Below are 16,930 nucleotides of genomic sequence, written 5' to 3'. Positions count from 1 at the left end.
AACTTAAAACTACTAAAAATGATAGAAGGAATTGTTTTAGCCATTTTCGCAGGCATCATGTTGGGATTGTATGCCTTGCCCGAGAAATTTACCAACGATTTTAAATATGAGAACACATGGAGCTTGTTCTTTATTCTCACCATGTTCGTGGTGCCCATTATTGCATCGGTAGGTCTCATTAACGGTTTTGCCGATATTTTTGGTAATATGCCCACTGATATTTGGTTAAAAATGGCCCTTTCCAGTTTCTTGTGGGGAACCGGCGTCATGTTATGGGGTAAGGCCATCAATCATATCGGCCTATCCTTGGGGTTCTCCATTTTTATAGGAACCGTCATTTTGGTAGGCTCTCTACTTCCTTTTTTAGTAGACGGACTTCCGCCTGCTAATGCCCTATTATTGATTTCCTTGGGGTTGGCAGTGGTACTATTTGGAATCGTTGCCAACGGTCGTGCGGGAATTTTAAGGGAAAAGGATGAAAGTTCCAAGGAGAATGGCGATTCGAAAGAAAAAGGTTCTATGGGTACCGGAATTCTGATAGCGGTCATCGGTGGTTTATTAGCAACGGGTTTTAGCTACGCTAATGCGGTAGGAAGGCCCTATTTGCACGAAGCCAGTCAAAATGCCGGAAATGCCGAATGGATTACGGCGGTGGCAGTTATGTTTCCTATTTTTATTAGTGGTGGTTTGGTGATGACCGCTTACTTTATTTGGCAGCTGACGCAGAAGAAAGCGTGGGGCGGTTTTAAATCCCCTTCTTTCGGTAAAAACTTTTTCTTGATTTTGGTTATGGCCATTTTTCATTATGCGGCCTCGGCCTTATTTGCCTATGCAGCTTATAAACTGGGTGCATCTGGTAATACGGTGGGTTACGCTATTTTTAATACGGCATCGGTTCTTACCGCAATCGTTAGTGGTATTATAACCAAAGAGTGGGTGATGGCCTCTTCAAAGGCTAAAAAAATGCTATATACAGGTCTCGCCTGTATGGTCGTGGGAATTGTTATTATCGCCGTTGGTAATTCAGTAATAGCATAATTTTGAGTCAATTAAAAAGCTCACTTGGGCCAGTTTTGGCAGTCTTCATTTTAGCGGTTGTTTATAGCTATGGTGATAAAAATGCGCAAGATAGAAAAGCTGGTTCTTCAGAGGTAACTATTCTAAAAAAGAAGAAGCAACCGAATATCGTTCTTTTATTTACCGATGATGCCGGTTATGGCGATTTCGGATTTCAAGGGAGCACTATTTTCAAAACTCCGGAACTGGATAAATTTGCTTCGGAGGGGATGCTGTTCAAAGAAGCTTATGTTTCCGGGGCGGTTTGTGGACCTTCCCGAGCAGGATTACTGACCGGAAGGTATCAGCAGCGATTCGGTTTTGAGGAAAACAATGTGCCGGGCTATATGAGTGCATCTGGTTTGGACAACGAAGCCATGGGGTTGCCTACCCATATACCTACTGTGGCGAATTATTTGGATTCGTTGGGATATCAAAATGCGCTTTTGGGTAAATGGCACATGGGTGGGGAAGATAAATTTCATCCCCTACGCCGTGGATTTCATTATTTCTATGGATTTAGAGGTGGTGCGAGAAGTTACTTTCCTTATTCCGAAGAGGAGTTGAAAGACCTTTATTCGGAAAAGCGCTTGGAAGAAAATTTTGGTGGTTTTAAGGAACACGAAGGTTATTTGACCGAAGTTTTGGCCGATAAATCGCTAGAGTTTATTGAAAAAAACAAGAACAATCCTTTCTTTTTAATGGTCTCTTTTAATGGCGTTCATACGCCGATGGAGGCCAAGAAGGAAGATTTAGACCAATTTCCAGATTTAAAAGGAAAAAGAAAAACGCTGGCAGCCATGACTTTGGCAGTTGATAGGGCTTGTGGTCGTATTTTCGATCAATTAAAACAATTGGGCCTAGACGATCATACCATCGTCATTTATACCAACGATAATGGCGGACCTACCGATTCCAATGCTTCCAGCAATTATCCGCTCAGCGGTACCAAAGCCAACCATTTAGAAGGGGGAATCAGGGTACCTTTTATTGTACGTTGGCCCGAGGTTGCCAAACCAAATACTACATACCCTTATCCGGTATCAACCTTAGATTTGCTTCCTACTTTCGTTAGTGCAGCCGGTGGTGATGTTGATGAAATGAGGGAATTGGACGGGGTTGACCTAAAACCCTTTATTTCGGGTGAATTGAAAGAAAGACCACACGAATATCTCTATTGGAAAAAAGAAAACAGGGGCGTGGTTCGGGCAAACGATTGGAAATTGCTAAGATTTCCCGATAGACCTGCGGAACTCTATAATATCGCTGAAGACATTTCGGAACAGAACAACCTCGCATCACAACATCCTGAAAAAGTAAAGGAATTATATAAAAAACTTTTTTCGTGGGAAGCGGGATTAGAACGGCCGCTTTGGCAGTTGAAAAGGCTTTATGAGGTGAAGGCGATGGAGCGAATGGATGAATATCGAACTTCGGTAAAAGACCCTAAAGAATAGATTAAGGACTTCCTTACTTCATCTAATCCAGAAACAGCTCTGGTAAGAATAACGAAATTTGAGGAAATAAGGTTACCAAGGTCAAAACCAGTAAACTGACCAGCAAAAATGGTAATCCTGCTTTGCTCACCTTTCCAATAGAAACCTTTCCGATACTTGCTGAAACGAATAGACAGATACCCAGTGGTGGAGTTGTCAAACCGATCATTAGATTGAGCAGGGCAATGACCGAAAAATGAATGGGGTCTACCTCTACGGCCATGGCGACCTTTAATAAAATGGGGAACAAGATGAGTAGGGCCGCAATAGTTTCCATGAAAGTACCGACGAAAATGAGCAACAGATTGATCAATAATAGTACCACGTACTTGTTGTCTGAAAAGCCCAATATTTCATTGGACACTAATTGGGGCATTTGTTCCGTAATCAGAATCCATCCGAAAAGATTGGCGAAACCTACTAAAACCATCAATGATGCCGACGTTTTCATAGAGTCGAGTACCAGCACCATAACGTTTTTAAGGCTCAATTTTTTATAGACAAAAATACCGATCAACAGGGCATATACCACTGCTACGATAGAGGCCTCTGTAGGGGTGAACACACCGCCAATAATTCCGAAAAGAATGATAAGGGTCATTAATAAGGCCCAAAATGTATCTATAAATCCTTTTCCAATTTGTTTGATAGAACTACGTGCGTGCTTCGGATACTTTCTTTTTACCGACAGATAGTAGGTAATTCCCATTAATCCGAAGCCTAATAAGAACCCCGGTAGGGCGCCTGCCAAAAACAACTTCCCTACGGAGAGTCCACTTAAAGTGGCCGCGATAATCATAGGTACACTCGGTGGTATAATGGGTCCTACGGTAGATGATGAGGCGGTGACGGCGCAAGAGAAATCAGTGTCGTACCCTTCTTTGCGCATGGCGGGTATGAGTACCGAGCCAATACTGGCCGTGTCTGAGATGGCGGTTCCGGAAATGCCGGCAAAAAGCATAGAGGCTCCAATATTGGCCAAAGCAAGCCCCCCTCGAATATGCCCTAACAAATGATTGCAGAAGGTGATAATTTTCTCTGTAAGTCCCCCTTGGTTCATGAGATTCCCTGCTAGAATAAAACCGGGGATGCTGAGCAAAACAAAAACGTCGATACCCGAGTACAATTTCATAGGTAGGACGATTAGCGGAATACCCTTGGCAAGCAAGTAAACCAAACAAGAAAGACCTAAAGAAAAGGCAATGGGAAATCGAAGAATCAAACAAACTATAAAGACAATAAATAGCAACCAGATCATTTAGCTTGGCGTAGTTTTTTAATTAGTTCAACAAGGATGAAGAGAAATATGGCGGAGCCCATAATTACAGTACTAACAAATGGTATGGCCATAGATATGCCCATACTGGGTGATTTTTCATCAAGTCCGTTGATAGCGAATTCAAGCCCGTAATAGGCACAAATAAAGAATAAAACACAAATAAAAATTCGTGAAACGATATCTAAGGTACGTTGCGCTTTTTGAGGTAAATATTGGTAGAACAAATCGAAATTAACATAGTAATTACCGCGAACGGCCAATCCTGCAGAAAAGCTGACTGCATGTATGAAAAACACACGTGCTGCCTCTTCGGTCCATGGTGGGGCACTTTCCATAAAAAAGCGGGCATAAATCTGAATGATGGTGCTGCCTATAAAACCGATGGTACTCAAAAAGGCACCGTACTTTAATATTTTGGTAAAGGTTTTCACTCTTTTTCTTTACTTAGGTTTGCTACAATCTCATTATAGACTTTTTGCATCTCTTGCGAAAGACTGGAATAAATGGCTTCTCTACTGGCCAAAGCAAAGGCCTCCTTGTCCACTTCAACAAAGGTCATACCTTGTGCCTTCAATTCGTCTTGAACTTTTTTTTCGTTTTCTATGAAGAGTTTATGTTCGAAATCACGCATATCTTCCGCAGCTTCTAAAAAGATAGTTTTAAGGTCATCAGGTAGGGCTTGAAACTGTTTTTCACCAATTACGGGGTAGGTCCAACTTACGACATGGGCCGTGAGGTTCAAATATTCTTGCACTTCTGAGAAACCAGCCGCCCGAATCATGGCAAACGGATTTTCTTGAGCCTGAATCGTACCCTGCTGAAGGGATGTAAAAACTTCGGAAAAGGCCATTGGCGTGGGCTTTGCGCCCAATGATTGCCAAGCGGTAATAAAGGAAGGTACATTCGGTACCCGAACGATAAGACCATTTAAGTCGTCTGGATGTTTAATGGGCCGATTACTGGTTAAATGGCGGGGCCCTCTCTGAAAATAGGCCAACGGTCTCAATCCGATATCTTCTAGCATCGCCTTTTCCATTCGTTGACCGATGGGACCTTCAATAATCTTCTTCATGTCCACTGAATCCTTGAGTAAAAAAGGAAGTTCACAAAAGGCAATGATTTCCGACCAGTTATTGAGTATGGAGCCTGTAGTGGTCATGTCAATGACACCAGCCTGAATCAATCGAATGGCCTCGCTTTCCTTGGCCAATTGTTCTGAATGATAATTCTGAAGTAGGAGTCGGCCCTTACTACGTTTTTTCAAAAGGTCTCCAAAATATTCAAAGGCCTTATACCACGTATGCTGTTCGTTGACCAAATGACTTGCCTTTAAAATAATCGGCTCCCTTTTTTGAGGTTCACAAGCAGAAAAAACAAACAATAGGAATAGAGGAAAAGCCAAGAAAATAGCTTTTAGACTTGCCTTTAATTTTGGTGAATGGATAGTGGACAAAGTTTAGGTTGCTTCTTTTTTTGTGGAAAATCCAAGATTTTGAAAATACTAAAATTGTCAACCTACTGCAAATTCATTTAGGGTAATTATGTGTCAATTTATTTAGTATAAAGACAAAGCTTTAGATTACATCATAGACGTACATAGGAGAGATTTAAAGTAAAAATGCCACTCAAGCGAGTGGCATTTCTACAGAAACAGTTTAAACAAGGCACTAATTCTCAATTTATTGTTCTAAAGCGGCCACCAATACATCTGGATTGGGCCTTTTGGTATAATCCACAGAATATTCCGCATATTTGATGGTTCCATCGACACCAATAATAAAACGCGCAGGAATGGGCAATGTCCATGACTCGTCACCATTGAAATGTGGCAAGCTAATGTTGAACTTATCCTTGTAAAGACCTTTTAATGGATCTATCATTTCCCAACGCAGACCAAATGCATCGGCCACTTGGTTGCCGCTGTCGCTGAGTAGGTCAAATTTTAAGCGTTGCTGGTTTACTATTTGCTTGTTGTATTGTGTTAATTGTGGAGATATGCTTACCATTTGCGCTCCCAATCCATTCAATTCTTCGGTATACCGTTTTAGATTCCCAAGGTCCAAATTGCAGTAGGGGCACCATATACCTCTGTAAAAAGTAATGACCAATGGGCCTTTTGCGAGAAGTTCCGCGCTATCAACTTGACTACCGTCCTGATTGGGTAAATTAAACGTAGGGGCTTTATCGCCTTTTTTTAGAACACCTTCACCAATACCAGTGGCTTCCAAATCAGTGGTGGCTTTGTGCATAATGTTCACAAATTCCCCAGGCATATTGCCTTCAAGTTTTACCTTTAATTTGTCCAGGCTTTCTTGTAGTGTCATGTTGTTATACTTTATCAACTAATTCTTCTTTGATGTGCTTTTCAAAGCGGATAAAATCGTTTTCAATCTCTGGGTTTTTCATTACATCGTAAGCGAAGAATGTTTCCAAAGGTTCCAGTCCAAACCATTTAAAATTAAGATGCATGGGTGCCAATAGCTCATCTTCGCTCAATCCGTTAAAGAATTTTTCGTTGGTATTATTAAAGGATTCTTTTGGGGCATTAGCGGTAACGGATATCATGTACTTGCCTTTTAGCAAACCGCCCAAGCCATAATTTTTCTTCGGGGCCTCTTTAGTTCTACCATCTCCTTGTGACAAACTACCCATCATTCCAACGGAGAAAACCTCGTCCATATATTTTTTAAAGGACCAGGGCACTCCCATCCAATTCAAGGGCATTTGCAGGAAAACAATATTGGCCCACTTCAGTTTTTCAATCTCTTCCTCTACGCTAAAACCATCACCATTATTGGTAATCGTGGTTTTTACCTCAAAACCGGCATCCGCTAATTGCTTGATAGCCTTTTCTGTTAAACTTTGGTTTAGTTTGCCTTCCGAAAAAGGGTAAAATTGATGCGCATTTATAGCTAAAACATTTTTCATTTTGACTTTAATTTAAAATAGTATTGCAAAGAAACTATTAATAGTTTAGTTTTGAAACCTTTTAGGGTATTACTCCTGTAATTAGTGGTAACTAAAATGTAACTTATGAGTAGAAAAGTGATTGACAATCCTAATATGTGTTCCTTGGTGCATGCTATGAATGTGATAGGCAGCAAATGGAAACCCATTTTAATCTATCTGTTGGCGAACGGAAGCTTAAGATTTGGAAAGCTTTTGTTGTTTACACCTACTATTTCCAAAAAAGTTTTGACAGACCAATTGCGGGAACTGGAGAAAGATGGCTTGATTATTCGTGAAAAATACCCCGAGATACCACCTCGTGTGGAATATTCCCTCTCTAAAAAAGGAGAAGCCTTGTTGCCTATTTTAAAGCAATTAAGTGAGTGGACGGTGACCAATTATGATTCTCTTGAATTTGAAAAGTGTAGAATTGTAACTTTGTAATCATAGTAGAAGGGGATGCATGATTTAGAACAGATTTCACGATTTTTTGAAACTGAATATCCGTTAAATCACGATGGCTTAAAAGAGCTGCTAGATTTACATACTTCGGTTTTCCTGCCCAAAGGCAGTTTATTGCAAAAAGCTGATGAAAACATTACCCACTTGCGGTTTCTAAACAAGGGAATTATTAGGGAGTATTATGCCACTGCCGATAAAGAAACCAACATCAATTTTTATACAAAACCACAATTTATAACGGATTTATCTGCCTTTAACAACAATCATCCCACTAAAAAAAATCAAGAAGCGTTGACCGATGTGGAACTGCTTCAAATCGAAAAAACTAAATTTCAAGAACTCTTGGCGAAATATGAATGTGGAAAATCTTTTATAGACCTTTCCTTTCAACGTTTGTTACGTCAAAAGGAGCTACTGGAATACAATCGTATGACCAAAACGCCAGAAGAGCTTTACCAAGAATTACTCATCTACAAACCTAACTGGCTGCAAAAAATTCCACAATACCATATAGCATCTTATCTAAATATTACTCCAGAAACCCTGAGCCGCATCCGAAAGCGTATTTCTTGATTTGAATCAATGTACAGTCCATTTGGCTTACTGAAATTTGTACTTTAAATTTTGGCGAATGAAAATACATCAGATACGTAACGCAACCCTGATTATTGAAGTACAGGATAAATTTATATTGGTTGATCCCATGTTGGGTGGTAAAGGTACCGCTGGTCCTACGTTTACCCTGTTCCGATTTAAACCACAGCGAAATCCCATAGTAGGCTTGCCGCAAAATGCGGAAGATGTATTGGCTAAAACTACACATTGTATCCTAACCCATTTGCATCCGGACCATTTAGATAAAGCAGGCGAAGCTTTCTTAAAAAAGCACGACATACCAGTTAGCTGTAGCGTTAAAGATGAAAAGGAATTGCTAAAACGCGGATTAAACGTGCAAACGGTAGTTGACTATTGGAAGGAGGCTACTTTTTTAGACGGCACTTTAGAAGGAATACCTGCCAGACATGGTTATGGTTTTGTGGCGAGGCCCATGGGTAACGTAATGGGGTACATGCTTCGTTTACCGAAGGAAAAATCGGTTTACCTAAGTTCGGATACCATCTACACCGATGCGGTTAAAAAAGTATTATCAGATTATAAGCCAGACGTAAGCGTGGTTGCAGCGGGTTCTGCTCAGTTAGATGTTTTTAAACCGCTTTTAATGACCAAGGAAGATGTTTTGCAGTTTTGCACAGATGCACCCGGCAAAGTTATTGCCAACCATTTGGAAGCAGTAAATCATTGCCCGACCACTCGTGAAGAACTGAACATGGAAATTGTAAAAAGAGATATTAAAAATACTTTGGTTCCCAATGATGGCGAAGTTATGTTGTTTTAACATTTACTATTTTACCTTTGTACTTCTTAAAACAAATTTGGCGTGCAAGAAAATTATGGCCTCTTAAGACAACATTTTGAGGAAATCGTTGACCTAACGGATGCGGAATGGGAGCAAATAGCGCCTCATTTTGAGTATCGTAATTTAAAAAAGCACCAATTTCTAATCCAAACAGGTCAGCCAGTAGAATGTGAGTTTTGGATTGTCAATGGTTTGGTAAAATCGTATGCTATAGACCAAAAGGGAAACGAACACATTTTACAGTTTGGTATGGAGCAATACTGGGTTAGCGACTATTTCGCTTTTCAACACCAATTACCGGCCACCATCTTTGTGGATTGTATAGAAGATTCCGAATTCTTTTGCCTGTCCTTAGAAAGTAGGGAATCCATATGCCAGCAAATACCCGCCATTGCTAATTTTTATCGTATTAAGTCCAACAACGGCTTTATCAACTTGCAACAGCGTATTCTGTCCCTTTTAACTTTATCTGCAGAAGAACGGTACGATGAATTACTGAACAAACTGCCCAAATTATTACAGCGGGTTCCTAAAAAACTGATTGCCGCCTACCTAGGCGTTTCCAGGGAAACTTTGAGCCGTTTTAAAAATTAGATTTTGTGATGTATATCACTTTTATGGGTTGTGTTATCTCACCTTAAAATGGTGATATAGCTCCTCGCACAGCCTTTCGTTTTCATACACCTTTGTCCCATAAAATTTAAGATAAAGAAAATGAAAACAAGAATTAACACAACAGTGGCAATGCTACTATTTGCCCTATTTGGAACAGCACAACATCATAATGAGTCTACAAGGGTCTTAATGGTGCTGTCCAGTCATCAAGAATTAGGAGATACGGGTAAGGAAACGGGTTATTACCTAAGTGAGGTAACCCATGCCTACGAAGTTTTTGAGGAGAATAATTTCGACATTACCTTGGTAAGCCCAGAAGGAGGGAACCCTCCGGTAGATGGTTTTGATTTAGAAGATCCGGTGAATAAAAAATACTGGAACGACACCACTTTTCAACAAAAGCTAAAAAACACCCTAAAGCCTTCAAAAATCAAGGGAAGGGATTATGATGTAATCTACTATGCCGGTGGTCACGGTACCATGTGGGACTTTCCTAACCATAAGAAGTTGGCCAAAATAGCAGCCAGTATTTATGAGAATGATGGTATAGTGGCGGCCGTATGTCACGGACCTTCCGCATTGGTGAATATTCAATTGTCCAATGGTGCCTATTTGGTAAACGGTAAAACACTAAGCGTTTTTACCAATGAAGAAGAAGCCAATGTAGGCTTGGAAAATGTGGTTCCTTTTCTTTTGGAATCAAAATTGGAAGCACATGGAGCAACCATTGACAAAGCTGGTATGTGGCAAGAAAAAGTAAGTGTGGACCAGCGTTTGGTTACCGGTCAGAACCCTGCTTCTGCCAAATTAGCGGCCCAAAAGATTGTGGAACTGGTTAAAGCAACGTACTAAGATGGCTACTGATTCAGCAGTTTTAAACGCAAAGACCGAAAAGAAAAGTCTACCAGCGGCCTTATGGGCATTGACCATTAGTGCCTTTGGTATTGGAACTACAGAGTTTGTTATTGTGGGCTTGTTGCCCACGGTAGCCAACGATTTAAACACCTCTATTTCCTCAGCGGGATTGTTAGTGAGTTTGTACGCCTTGGGAGTTGCCATTGGTGCACCTGTCTTAACGGCTTTGACCAGTAAAATAGCACGCAAACGGTTATTGATCGGTATTATGCTGTTATTTATTGTCGGCAACGGATTGGCCACCATTGCGCCTAGTTTTACCTTGTTAATATTGGCACGCATTTTAACCGGGTTCGCACATGGGGTCTTTTTCTCCATTGGCTCTACTATAGCGGCCAGTCTGGTACCAGAAGATAAAAGGGCTTCTGCTATTTCCATAATGTTCGCCGGGCTTACGGTAGCTATTGTTACGGGCGTGCCTTTGGGTACGTACATTGGCCAAAACTTTGGGTGGCGTGCCACTTTTGTGGGCGTTGCCATTTTAGGAGTTATCGGGGCCTTGGCCAGTTACTTTTTGGTTCCTTCAAATATTAAAAAATCACCGCCTTTACGTTTGGTAGATCAGCTAAAAGTACTCAAAAACCCTTCTATTCTGTTGGTGTTGGGCATTACGGCCCTTGGTTATGGCGGTACGTTTGTAACCTTTACCTACTTGGCGCCTTTGTTGGAAGAAGTTACCGGATTTTCCGCAAGTATGACCAGTGTTCTACTATTGGTCTACGGTATAGCCATTGCCTTGGGCAATATTATTGGGGGTAAGGTTTCCAACAAAACCCCGGGAAAAGCCTTAATGGTCATGTTCGCTTTGCAAGCCGTGGTATTGGTGGTACTATACTTTACGGCAAGCAGTTCTATTTGGTCCATAGTAACATTGTTTTTTATGGGAATCTTGGCATTTTCCAACGTACCCGCACTGCAATTGTATGTGGTTAAAATGGCAGAAAAATACCTGCCGGGCACAGAAGATGTAGCCTCGGCCTTGAACATTGCCGCTTTTAACGTGGGAATCGCCATTGGGGCCTATGTTGGCGGATTAATAGTGGAATCTACACTAGGCGTAGCAGCAACGCCATGGGTAGGGAGTATACTTGTGGTGGTAGGCTTTATACTTACACTGGCTTTATATAAAAAAGAAAAATTATAAACAGATGCATACATTATCATTTAAACATAAGGATCAAATGCCCATTTTAGGGCTTGGAACCTTTCGTTCTGAACCTAAAGCGGTTTATACCGCTGTTTTGGAAGCCTTAAAAATGGGGTACAGGCACATAGACTGTGCAGCAGCCTACGGAAACGAAAAAGAAGTGGGCAAGGCGATTGCCGAAGCCATTGATTCTGGTGTGGTAACCAGGGAGGAACTGTGGATTACCTCCAAGCTTTGGAGTGATTCTCACGGAAAGGACAATGTAGAACCAGCCTTGATAGAAACGCTTAACGACCTACAGTTGGATTATTTGGACCTCTATTTGGTTCATTGGCCGGTAGCCTTTAAAAAAGGAGTTGAAATGCCAGAGAAGGCAGATCAATTCATTCCTTTGAAAGAAGTGCCATTGACCGATACATGGGCCGGTATGGAAGCAGCTTTGGAAAAAGGACTAGTCAAGCATATCGGTGTCAGTAATTTCAATACCCAATATTTGAAAGCTCTTTTAGAAACGGCAAAACAGAAACCAGAAGTCAACCAAATTGAGGTACACCCGTTTTTGCAGCAAGATACCTTGGTAGATTTCTGTAAACAAGTGGGTATTCACCTAACGGCTTACGCACCAATTGGTTCTGGCGGGGCAGAAGATGATGCCCTTAACCTTTTTAAAAATGGGGTGCTTCTGGAAATTGCCCAGGCCCATGGTAAGACAGTGGCGCAATTAGCCTTAAAATGGGGCATACAACGCGGTATTTCGGTCATACCAAAGTCCACCAATGTATCCCGATTACAAGAAAATTTGGATACCCTAAAATTTGAATTGAGCGCTTTGGATATGGAGAAGATCGCGGGCCTTAACAAAGACCATCGTTTTGTGGATGCAAAATTCTGGGAAGTTGAAGGCGGCCCGTATACTGCGGAGGAAATCTGGAACGCTTAATTAAAAAGTCAGGGGTCGTTCTGCGGCCCTTGACTTACCAAAAAAATTGCTATGAAAAATTTTGATAAACTTTACCGACCCGGTAAAATGACCTTGGGAATAGAGTTTCCGCTCGATAACGATTGGTCCTTGGCAGGGGATAAAAAACGAAGAGAGACGGGAAGGCCTTTCGGTATTCCGGATATGTCAAATCATTTGGAGTTGGTACAACAGGCAGATGCTGCTGGTTTTGCATCGGTTTGGGTGCGGGAAGTACCGGTTTACGATCCCAATTTTGGGGATGGCGCCCAGTTGTTCGATACTATCGGTTATTTGGGTTATTTATCCGCGGCTACCCAGCATATATTGTTGGGAACGGCGGCTATCGTTTCACCCTTACATCAACCCATACATTTGGCAAAAGCCGCCGCAACTATTGAAAATTTAAGCAAGGGTAGGTTGCTGTTGGGTTTAGGGCTAGGGGACAGGCCCGTGGAATTTCCTATGTATAACATAGCTTATGAGGAACGCCCCAATTTGTTTCGGGAGCATTTAAAAATTATGCAAGAGGCTTGGAAATTGGAGAGCGATTTAACCGATTTTTATCCTTTTTTAAACCCGGGTGTGGATGTCTATCCCAAACCCCAGAACCCAATTCCATTGGTGGTTGCCGGCCACTCGGGACAGTCCATAGATTGGATTGCAAAAGAAGCGAATGGGTGGTTCAATTATCCCAGAACACCGGAAGAAACCTATTTGCAGCAAAAGAAGTGGTGCGAAGCCTTATACGATAACGACCAAGCCTGCAAACCCTATATTTCTGCCTTTCATTTAAACCTACTTACAGACGACAATGCCGACTTTAGACCACATCGGTTTGGAGGTGCCATAGGGGTAAACAAGCTTACGGAATTACTACAACGGTATGAAGAAGCAGGGGTAAACCACATGGCGTTGCACTTGCGAAAATCAGATACACCAGTTAAGGAAGCATTGGATAAAATAGCGGAAAAAGTGTTGCCGTTATTTAACGGTGTTTTGGTGTAAGGGGTCAAGGAGTATAGGGCGGTCGAACAAAATCCTAAATAATTCTTAATCCGTGATTTGTTTCATTATTTCCCTTTTTTGTGTCAGTCCGACACTACCGCCTGCCCTTACCTTTGTACCTACGTTTAAAGTAAATAAATCAAGAACATCTTATGAGTTTAGAAAATAATATTAAAGGAAAAGTAGTAGTAATTACAGGTGCCAGTAGTGGGTTAGGTGAAGCTACCGCACGTCATTTAGCAGCCAAAGGGGCACACGTTGTATTAGGTGCCAGAAGAGAAGATCGTTTACAGAACATTTCGGAAGAAATCAATTCCAAAAACGAAGGTAAGGCGGCATACATTGCAACAGATGTGACCAAAAAAGAAGATGTACAAGCTTTGGTGGACAAGGCGGTAAGTGAATTTGGTAAAATTGACGTAATGGTCAACAACGCTGGTTTGATGGCTATAGCACCCATGAGCGAGGTGAAGGTGGATGAGTGGGACCGTATGATCGATATTAATATAAAAGGGGTGTTGTACGGGGTAGCAGCTGCTCTGCCAATTTTCCAAAAGCAAGGGTCCGGTCACATCATTAACCTATCTTCTGTAGCAGGAGTAAAGGTCTTTAGTCCGGGAGGTACTGTATATAGTGGAACCAAGTTTGCTGTACGTGCCATTTCGGAGGGGTTGCGCCACGAAGTGGGAGGTAAAATTAGGACTACCTCCATTGAGCCAGGTGCCGTTGATTCTGAATTAAAACATGGCAGCTCGCATAAAGAGAGTTTGGAAAATGTAGGAGAGTTCTATAATAATTTGGCCATTCCTTCAGATTCCGTAGCTAGAACTATAGCTTTTGCCATTGAGCAACCAGCAGATGTAGACGTGAACGAAATTATATTAAGGCCAACAGCGCAGGATTTCTAAAATAATCTTAGCTGTAAGTTTAAGTAAGAATTGTAGACTGTAGTGCTATATATAGCATTACAGTCTATTTTAGTTTAAAAAGGATGACGCATTTTAAAAGTTTAAAGGAATTCAATCGGTATGTTGGGTATATGGCTCCAAAAAAGGACCTAATAGATGTGGTAAAGTATGATGAGTTCCAAAATCTACGTCTAAAAAGTGAACCCATCAGCACAGATTGGTACATGATGGCCTTTAAACGTAATGTGACCGGTCTGCACTGTTTTGGTAGTACGGAATTCGATAGGGATGCAGCTTTCCTATATTTTGTAAAACCGAACCAAGTTTTTGAATGGGATGCCACCGAACCTTGGAAGGGCTACCATATGCTCATTTCTCCTGTGCTCTTACAGGAATACAACATTGATTTTAGCTTTTTTCAGTATGAGATAGGAGAGGCTTTGTTTCTTACCGAAGATGAGCAGCAACAGTTAGAAACCCTTTATGAACAAATTTTAACGGAATACAAAAAGGACAACTACGAGATGGATTTGCTAATTGCCTACAGCAACCTCATTTTCACCTATATTGGCAAATGCTATAAAAGACAGTTTGAAACCCGGCAACCCTTGTACAATAAAGTAGTGGTGGACTTTAAAAAGGAGCTAAACAAATATTATGCGGACGGTAATACCCAATTGCCTTCTGTAAATTATTTTGCTGAAAAACTAAACCTGTCCGTAAACTATTTTGGAGATTTGATTAAGCACCATACCGGTAAAACGGCATCCGAACTAATACAGGAAAAGATCATAGCCGAAGCCAAACGTCAATTACAGGGCATTGACAAATCCATTGCGGAGATTGGATATCATCTTGGGTTTGAATATCCTACCTACTTTTCCCGATTGTTTAAAAAGCATACGGGGGTAACGCCTTCGGAGTATAGAAAGTGATTTATAGTTACGGACTGGGCTCTAACTTAAGAATTTAATCTAGCTTTTATTCTTTATAATATTTCACCTTATTTAGGTAACCAATTTGCACCATCGGAATGGAAAAAAATGGTTTCAACGGTATCTGCCCACACCTATTATTTTGTTTATTTAGACCTCATAATCTATGAGGGCAAAGTGATTTCCCTATACTAATAAATAAACGAATCAGCTGAGTGACAGGTAAAATAGTTACCTTAAGATGTGCAACGCTCACAAGTACCCGTTAGAAGCAATTGGGCTTGCGCAATGTTCTTATTTGGCAGTTTAGGTATAGATATTTCGTAGGATACACACTCTACCTTTCCGCAAGTGGTACACTGAAAATGCGGATGTACGTCTACATGTTCCGTATGGGAACAGTCTTTACATTTGGCATAATGCTTTAAACCGTTAACGCCTAAAAAGGCATGTACTTTACCTTCGTCTTCCAAACGGTCCAATATTCTATAAATAGTAGACTTGTTCATTTGTTCACTAAATTTTTCTACTAAATCAACAACGCCAATAGCTTCTTTGGTGCTGTTAAAAAACTCTGTGACCAATTGAACGGACTTAGTATTTCTAATGACTCCCATATCACAAAATTAGCGCAATATGGTTGCAATAACAATTTTTAATTTTATTTTTGCAACTGAGTTGCATTAAAGATTTGTTATGAATTTACTTTTAAAGAAGCCGGATGTATGGGGAGCTTTTGCCAGTGGTCTGTGCTTGGTGCATTGCGTGGCAACACCTTTGCTATTTGTTTTGCCCACATGTATTGGGGATTGTGAGAGTATGGCCCCATTTTGGTGGAAGCAATTTGACTATATTTTTCTGGTCATCTCATTTTTGGCCGTATTTCAATCGACAAGAACAACAGGTTCAACCTTTATCAAATTCGGCATGTGGTTCAGTTGGATGGCACTCGTGGTTTTGTTGATCAATGAAAAGTTGGAAATTTTTCATGTTCCGGAAACGTTCGTGTTCATTGCTTCCATTTCCTTGGTAGTCCTTCACCTGTATAATAGAAAGTTTTGTAAGTGTAAAACTGATAATTGCTGTTCTGTCAATGGATAAGGAAAAAATAGACCTTTTAGGAGATAATCACGTTGCTACAAGTGTTGATACGCCCATGTTGGCTACAGCATTTGATAAAAGCGATGACGAAAAAATCGAAAACATCCAATTTCATTTTGGCAAGATAATGGAGGAACTAGGTCTGGACCTTACGGACGATAGTTTGTCCGGAACCCCATATCGTTTCGCTAAAATGTATGTGAAGGAGTTGTTTTACGGTCTTGACCCAAAGAACAAACCAAAGCTTTCCGTTTTTGAAAATAAGTATGGTTACCAGAAAATGTTGGTGGAGCAGAATATCACCATTGATTCTTCTTGCGAACATCATTTTTTGCCCATTACCGGGCATGCCCACATTGCCTACGTACCTAAGGATAGGGTAGTGGGCCTCTCTAAAATAAATAGGTTGGTGGATTATTACGCCCACCGTCCTCAAGTTCAGGAAAGACTATCTCTTCAGATTTTAAAGGATTTACAGTCGGTCCTTAAGACCGATGATGTAATCGTCATGATTTCGGCCAAACACCTTTGTGTTTCTTCCAGAGGAATCAAGGATAAGGACAGTTTTACCACTACATTGGAGTATGGAGGTTGTTTTGAGGAAGAGACTAAGAGGAAAGAATTTTTTAATATTGTCCAAAAAAAATAAAATCACTTTTTAGAACTAAAACACTTTATGTAATT

The 16,930-nt window shown here is 40.9% G+C and carries 20 protein-coding genes; 14 read left to right on the top strand and 6 right to left on the bottom strand.

Annotated features, from left to right (window positions below; translation table 11 throughout):
- Positions 1-18: 18 nt before the first annotated feature.
- A complete protein-coding gene (locus BIZ36_RS00870) occupies positions 19-1,038 on the top strand; it encodes an L-rhamnose/proton symporter RhaT (protein ID WP_187455962.1) in 1,020 nt (339 codons plus the stop codon).
- Positions 1,039-1,040: 2 nt separating this feature from the next.
- On the top strand, positions 1,041-2,513 hold the full coding sequence (locus BIZ36_RS00865) for a sulfatase-like hydrolase/transferase (RefSeq protein WP_286174498.1): 1,473 nt from the start codon (positions 1,041-1,043) through the stop codon (positions 2,511-2,513).
- A gap of 22 nt (positions 2,514-2,535) precedes the next feature.
- On the opposite strand, the gene BIZ36_RS00860 is transcribed toward BIZ36_RS00865, so the two are convergent.
- The 5 genes from BIZ36_RS00860 to BIZ36_RS00840 form a co-directional block, all read right to left on the bottom strand.
- Positions 2,536-3,810, bottom strand: a complete 1,275-nt coding sequence (locus BIZ36_RS00860) for a TRAP transporter large permease (protein ID WP_187455961.1) — start codon at positions 3,808-3,810, stop codon at positions 2,536-2,538.
- Positions 3,807-4,262 (bottom strand): TRAP transporter small permease, encoded by a 456-nt coding sequence (locus BIZ36_RS00855; RefSeq protein ID WP_187455960.1) that lies wholly within the window; start codon positions 4,260-4,262, stop codon positions 3,807-3,809. The genes BIZ36_RS00860 and BIZ36_RS00855 overlap by 4 nt, the downstream gene beginning before the upstream one ends.
- Positions 4,259-5,284 carry a TRAP transporter substrate-binding protein gene (locus tag BIZ36_RS00850; RefSeq protein ID WP_286174497.1) on the bottom strand — a complete coding sequence of 342 codons (1,026 nt, stop codon included), beginning with the start codon at positions 5,282-5,284 and terminating at the stop codon, positions 4,259-4,261. The genes BIZ36_RS00855 and BIZ36_RS00850 overlap by 4 nt, the downstream gene beginning before the upstream one ends.
- Before the next feature lie 226 nt (positions 5,285-5,510).
- Positions 5,511-6,155 carry a peroxiredoxin-like family protein gene (locus BIZ36_RS00845; RefSeq protein ID WP_187455959.1) on the bottom strand — a complete coding sequence of 215 codons (645 nt, stop codon included), beginning with the start codon at positions 6,153-6,155 and terminating at the stop codon, positions 5,511-5,513.
- A 4-nt stretch (positions 6,156-6,159) separates the two neighbouring features.
- On the bottom strand, positions 6,160-6,759 hold the full coding sequence (locus tag BIZ36_RS00840; protein ID WP_187455958.1) for an NAD(P)H-dependent oxidoreductase: 600 nt from the start codon (positions 6,757-6,759) through the stop codon (positions 6,160-6,162).
- 105 nt (positions 6,760-6,864) lie between these two features.
- On the opposite strand from BIZ36_RS00840, the gene BIZ36_RS00835 reads away from it, so the two are divergent.
- The 10 genes from BIZ36_RS00835 (at position 6,865) to BIZ36_RS00790 (ending at position 15,145) form a co-directional block, all read left to right on the top strand.
- Positions 6,865-7,224, top strand: coding sequence for a winged helix-turn-helix transcriptional regulator (locus BIZ36_RS00835; protein WP_187455957.1), 360 nt, complete (start codon positions 6,865-6,867; stop codon positions 7,222-7,224).
- A gap of 15 nt (positions 7,225-7,239) precedes the next feature.
- A complete protein-coding gene (locus tag BIZ36_RS00830) occupies positions 7,240-7,815 on the top strand; it encodes a Crp/Fnr family transcriptional regulator (RefSeq protein WP_187455956.1) in 576 nt (191 codons plus the stop codon).
- A gap of 58 nt (positions 7,816-7,873) precedes the next feature.
- Complete coding sequence (locus BIZ36_RS00825) at positions 7,874-8,638, top strand: MBL fold metallo-hydrolase (RefSeq protein ID WP_187455955.1); 765 nt, start codon at positions 7,874-7,876, stop codon at positions 8,636-8,638.
- A 42-nt stretch (positions 8,639-8,680) separates the two neighbouring features.
- Positions 8,681-9,253 carry a Crp/Fnr family transcriptional regulator gene (locus BIZ36_RS00820; RefSeq protein WP_187455954.1) on the top strand — a complete coding sequence of 191 codons (573 nt, stop codon included), beginning with the start codon at positions 8,681-8,683 and terminating at the stop codon, positions 9,251-9,253.
- A gap of 120 nt (positions 9,254-9,373) precedes the next feature.
- The gene (locus BIZ36_RS00815; RefSeq protein WP_187455953.1) at positions 9,374-10,126 is read left to right on the top strand and encodes a type 1 glutamine amidotransferase domain-containing protein; all 753 of its coding nucleotides are present in this window, start codon (positions 9,374-9,376) and stop codon (positions 10,124-10,126) included.
- Position 10,127: 1 nt separating this feature from the next.
- Positions 10,128-11,333 carry an MFS transporter gene (locus tag BIZ36_RS00810; protein ID WP_187455952.1) on the top strand — a complete coding sequence of 402 codons (1,206 nt, stop codon included), beginning with the start codon at positions 10,128-10,130 and terminating at the stop codon, positions 11,331-11,333.
- 4 nt (positions 11,334-11,337) lie between these two features.
- Complete coding sequence (locus BIZ36_RS00805) at positions 11,338-12,276, top strand: aldo/keto reductase (RefSeq protein WP_187455951.1); 939 nt, start codon at positions 11,338-11,340, stop codon at positions 12,274-12,276.
- A gap of 51 nt (positions 12,277-12,327) precedes the next feature.
- Complete coding sequence (locus tag BIZ36_RS00800) at positions 12,328-13,302, top strand: TIGR03571 family LLM class oxidoreductase (RefSeq protein ID WP_187455950.1); 975 nt, start codon at positions 12,328-12,330, stop codon at positions 13,300-13,302.
- 152 nt (positions 13,303-13,454) lie between these two features.
- Positions 13,455-14,210: an SDR family oxidoreductase gene (locus BIZ36_RS00795; protein ID WP_187455949.1), complete on the top strand. Its 756-nt coding sequence runs from the start codon at positions 13,455-13,457 to the stop codon at positions 14,208-14,210.
- Positions 14,211-14,293: 83 nt separating this feature from the next.
- Positions 14,294-15,145, top strand: a complete 852-nt coding sequence (locus BIZ36_RS00790) for an AraC family transcriptional regulator (protein ID WP_187455948.1) — start codon at positions 14,294-14,296, stop codon at positions 15,143-15,145.
- A 236-nt stretch (positions 15,146-15,381) separates the two neighbouring features.
- Here the strand turns inward: BIZ36_RS00790 and BIZ36_RS00785 are convergent, their stop codons facing one another.
- Positions 15,382-15,762, bottom strand: a complete 381-nt coding sequence (locus BIZ36_RS00785) for a Fur family transcriptional regulator (protein WP_187455947.1) — start codon at positions 15,760-15,762, stop codon at positions 15,382-15,384.
- A gap of 79 nt (positions 15,763-15,841) precedes the next feature.
- Between BIZ36_RS00785 and BIZ36_RS00780 the strand changes: the two genes are divergently transcribed.
- On the top strand, positions 15,842-16,246 hold the full coding sequence (locus tag BIZ36_RS00780) for a MerC domain-containing protein (protein ID WP_187455946.1): 405 nt from the start codon (positions 15,842-15,844) through the stop codon (positions 16,244-16,246).
- Complete coding sequence (gene folE, locus BIZ36_RS00775) at positions 16,239-16,895, top strand: GTP cyclohydrolase I FolE (protein ID WP_187455945.1); 657 nt, start codon at positions 16,239-16,241, stop codon at positions 16,893-16,895. Before BIZ36_RS00780 ends, folE begins: the two co-directional genes overlap by 8 nt.
- Positions 16,896-16,930: the final 35 nt, after the last annotated feature.

Origin of the sequence: Cytophaga sp. FL35 (genome assembly GCF_014349235.1) — a bacterium.
Taxonomy (GTDB): Bacteria; Bacteroidota; Bacteroidia; order Flavobacteriales; family Flavobacteriaceae; genus Euzebyella.
The sequence above is the reverse complement of the archived record's forward strand: the minus strand, read 5'-3'. Positions and strand labels throughout refer to the sequence as shown.